Origin of the sequence: Lactobacillus delbrueckii subsp. delbrueckii DSM 20074 = JCM 1012 (assembly GCF_001433875.1) — a bacterium.
GTDB classification, from domain to species: Bacteria; Bacillota; Bacilli; order Lactobacillales; family Lactobacillaceae; genus Lactobacillus; species Lactobacillus delbrueckii.
Map to the genome: position 1 here is coordinate 5,326 of NZ_AZCR01000032.1, position 3,064 is coordinate 8,389.

General features: G+C 50.2%; 5 protein-coding genes. All 5 read left to right on the forward strand.

The window, feature by feature from the left end:
• Positions 1 to 485: PstC family ABC transporter permease (locus tag FD23_RS10515; protein WP_236743890.1), on the forward strand; the 485-nt coding region annotated here is incomplete at its 5' end.
• 2 nt (positions 486 to 487) lie between these two features.
• Positions 488 to 1,363, forward strand: coding sequence for a phosphate ABC transporter permease PstA (pstA, locus tag FD23_RS05545; RefSeq protein WP_052933646.1), 876 nt, complete (start codon positions 488 to 490; stop codon positions 1,361 to 1,363).
• Complete coding sequence (pstB, locus tag FD23_RS05550; RefSeq protein WP_002878529.1) at positions 1,363 to 2,121, forward strand: phosphate ABC transporter ATP-binding protein PstB; 759 nt, start codon at positions 1,363 to 1,365, stop codon at positions 2,119 to 2,121. The genes pstA and pstB overlap by 1 nt, the downstream gene beginning before the upstream one ends.
• Before the next feature lie 18 nt (positions 2,122 to 2,139).
• Positions 2,140 to 2,778, forward strand: a complete 639-nt coding sequence (gene phoU, locus FD23_RS05555) for a phosphate signaling complex protein PhoU (RefSeq protein WP_003614960.1) — start codon at positions 2,140 to 2,142, stop codon at positions 2,776 to 2,778.
• Positions 2,779 to 2,863: 85 nt separating this feature from the next.
• Positions 2,864 to 3,064, forward strand: a 201-nt coding sequence (locus FD23_RS10520; RefSeq protein WP_236743891.1) for a response regulator, incomplete at its 3' end; no start/stop codon positions are given.

Genomic DNA, 3,064 nt, shown 5'->3' on the forward strand with positions numbered 1-3,064 from the left:
CTATAATCAGAAACGCCTTCCACCCAAAGATGGGCGGTTTCTCAGTCCTGGCCGCCTCAATAGTTCTGGCCATCATGATTTTCCCAACGATCACTACTGTCGCCGCCGACGCCATCAAGTTAGTCCCGAATAGCTACAGAGAAGGGGCTTACGGTTTAGGGGCGACCCGCTGGCAAGTTATCGGCAAGGTTGTTTTGCCAGCCGCTTCTGGCGGTATCTTGACCGGGGTGGTCTTGGGTCTGGCCCGGGCCATCGGTGAAGCTTTAGCCGTAGCCATGGTTATCGGTAAGACCCGGTCCTTCGCGACTAGTCTCTTGTCACCAACCAGCAACTTGACCAGTGCAATTGCCGCTGACATGGGTAACACGGCCCAGGGCGGGGAATACAATCTGGCTTTGTGGTCAATGGCCCTCTTACTCTTCATCATCTCAATCGTTTTGATCGTCTTGATTCACAAGCTTGGCAATGGAAAGAAGGAAAAATAAATATGAGCCGTGCTAAAAGAAAAGACCGGCTGATGACGGGGATCTTCTACGCCATCGGCTGGATTATGCTGGCCTTCCTGCTCTACTTAACGCTGACCATCATCTTTGACGGCTTGAAAGGCTTCCAGTGGGACTTCTTGGGAGCAGCCGGCAACGGGATTTTCGACCAGTTTTTCAACACTATATACTTAGTTTTCCTCTCACTGCTGGTCTCAGTGCCAATCGGCATCGGGGCCGGGGTTTACCTGGCTGAATACGCTAAGGAAGGCAAGTTTCTGACAATCTTTGAAATCAGTATCGAATCCTTGTCATCCCTGCCATCTATCGTTATCGGCTTGTTTGGCTACTTGGTCTTCATCATGTGGACCGGGATGTCCTGGAATATCCTGGCCGGTGCCTTGACGATTTCAATTCTTTCAATTCCTCTGATCACTACTGAAACCAACAACGCCATCCGAGCCTTGCCGGTGGAATACAAGGAAGGTTCCCTGGGCCTGGGCGCGACCAAGTCAGAAACCATCCGCAAGGTCTTGATTCCGGCGGCCATGCCGCAGATCTTGACCGGGGTAATCATGGCTGCCGGGCGCGGTTTCGGTGAAGCCGCTGCGCTTTTGTATACTTCCGGCCAGTCAACTTACATCAACTGGCAGAACTTCTGGAAGGTTACCTCACCAACTTCACCGCTGAACCCGTTCCGAAGCGGTGAAACCCTGTCCCTGCACATCTGGGTCATGAGAACTGAAGGGGCCTTGAACCCGTCAGCCACTCAGATCGCCAACTTTACTTCAGCAGTCCTGGTCGTTTTGGCCCTGCTCTTCACTTTGGTTACGCGCCGTATCTCTGACAGAATGCGCAAGCGCAATAACGGAGGAAATTAATGATGGAAGACAAAATTACAATTGAAAAGCTGAACCTGTACTACGGTGATTTTCATGCCTTGCATGACATCAATATGCACATCCAAAAGAACGAAATCACTGCCTTCATCGGCCCGTCAGGCTGCGGGAAATCAACTCTTTTGCGGTCACTTAACAGAATGAACGACCTGGTTGAAGGCTGCCGGATTGATGGCTCGATCAAGCTGGACGGCACTGACATCTATAATGGTGACCTGGATGTGACCGTCCTGCGGCAAAGAGTCGGCATGGTCTTTCAAAGACCAAACCCGTTCCCGATGAGCGTTTACGACAATGTTGCCTACGGCCCGCGGATTCACGGGATTACTGACAAGAAGGAACTGGACGAAATCGTGGAAACTTCCCTCAAGCAGGCAGCTATCTGGGACGACTTGAAGGACCGGCTGAAGAAATCAGCCCTGGGCCTGTCCGGCGGTCAGCAGCAAAGGCTCTGCATCGCCCGGGCCCTGGCTGTCAAGCCGGAAGTATTGTTGATGGACGAACCGACCAGTGCCCTGGACCCGATTTCAACCTCTAAAATTGAAGAATTAGCTTTGGAACTGAAGAAGAACTATACGATCGTCATCGTTACGCACAACATGCAGCAAGCCGTGCGGATCTCTGACAAGACTGGCTTCTTCCTCTTGGGTGACCTGGTTGAATTCGGTGAAACTGACCAGCTCTTCTCCATGCCGAAGGATGAAAGAACTGAAAAATACATCACCGGCCGGTTCGGTTAAGGCTAGAGGAGGCCAAAAATGAGAACAAGATTTGATAAGGAACTGGATCACTTGCATGAAGCAATGGAAGAAATTGGCCAGCTATGCAAGGAAAGCATTTCTGAATCAACCGACACCCTGTTTACGGGCAACTACCATGAAGCAGAGGACACGATTAACCTGCACCACCGGATTCACAAGGCAGAGCGTGACATTGAAGAAACCTGCCTGCGCCTTTTGATGGAGCAGCAGCCGGTTGCCACTGACCTGCGGATAATCAGTGCATCTTTGAAGGCGGTCTACGACCTTGAAAGAATCGGTGAAATTGGCGCAGACATTGCCGACCTGGTCCTTAACGAACACCTCACAGTCGCAAATGACATGCTGAACTTGAAGAGCATGTCCCAAATTGCTACGGGCATGGTCAACGACGCGGTAACGGCTTTGGCCAACCAGAATGTAGAACTGGCCAAGGCCGTAATCGACCGCGATGACCAGGTCGACGAAGGCTTTGACAAAGCGAAGGCATTTTTGATCAATAACTTTAACAAGGATGGTAATCCGGAATATTTGATCAATTTGATGATGGTCGCGAAGTACTTTGAAAAAATTGGCGATCACGCCGTCAATATTGCTAAATGGTCCTTATTTGTAACTACCGGCAAGACTGGCAGATAAGTCCATGAAATTCCCCTTACCACTCTTGTGCATGATTATGGTCGTAAACTATAATTAAGTTTAAGAAAGGTTAAGGGGATTTTTTATGACTGAAATTTGGTGCGTGGAAGACGACGAAAGCATCCGCGAAATCGAAATGTACACGCTGGAATCAATGAACTTCAAGGTCCGCGGCTTTGACGACGGACAATCTTTTTTCAAGGCCCTGGACAATAGCCGGCCGGATTTAGTGATTTTGGACTTGATGCTGCCTGATGAAGACGGCAGCGAAATTCTCCACCGGCTC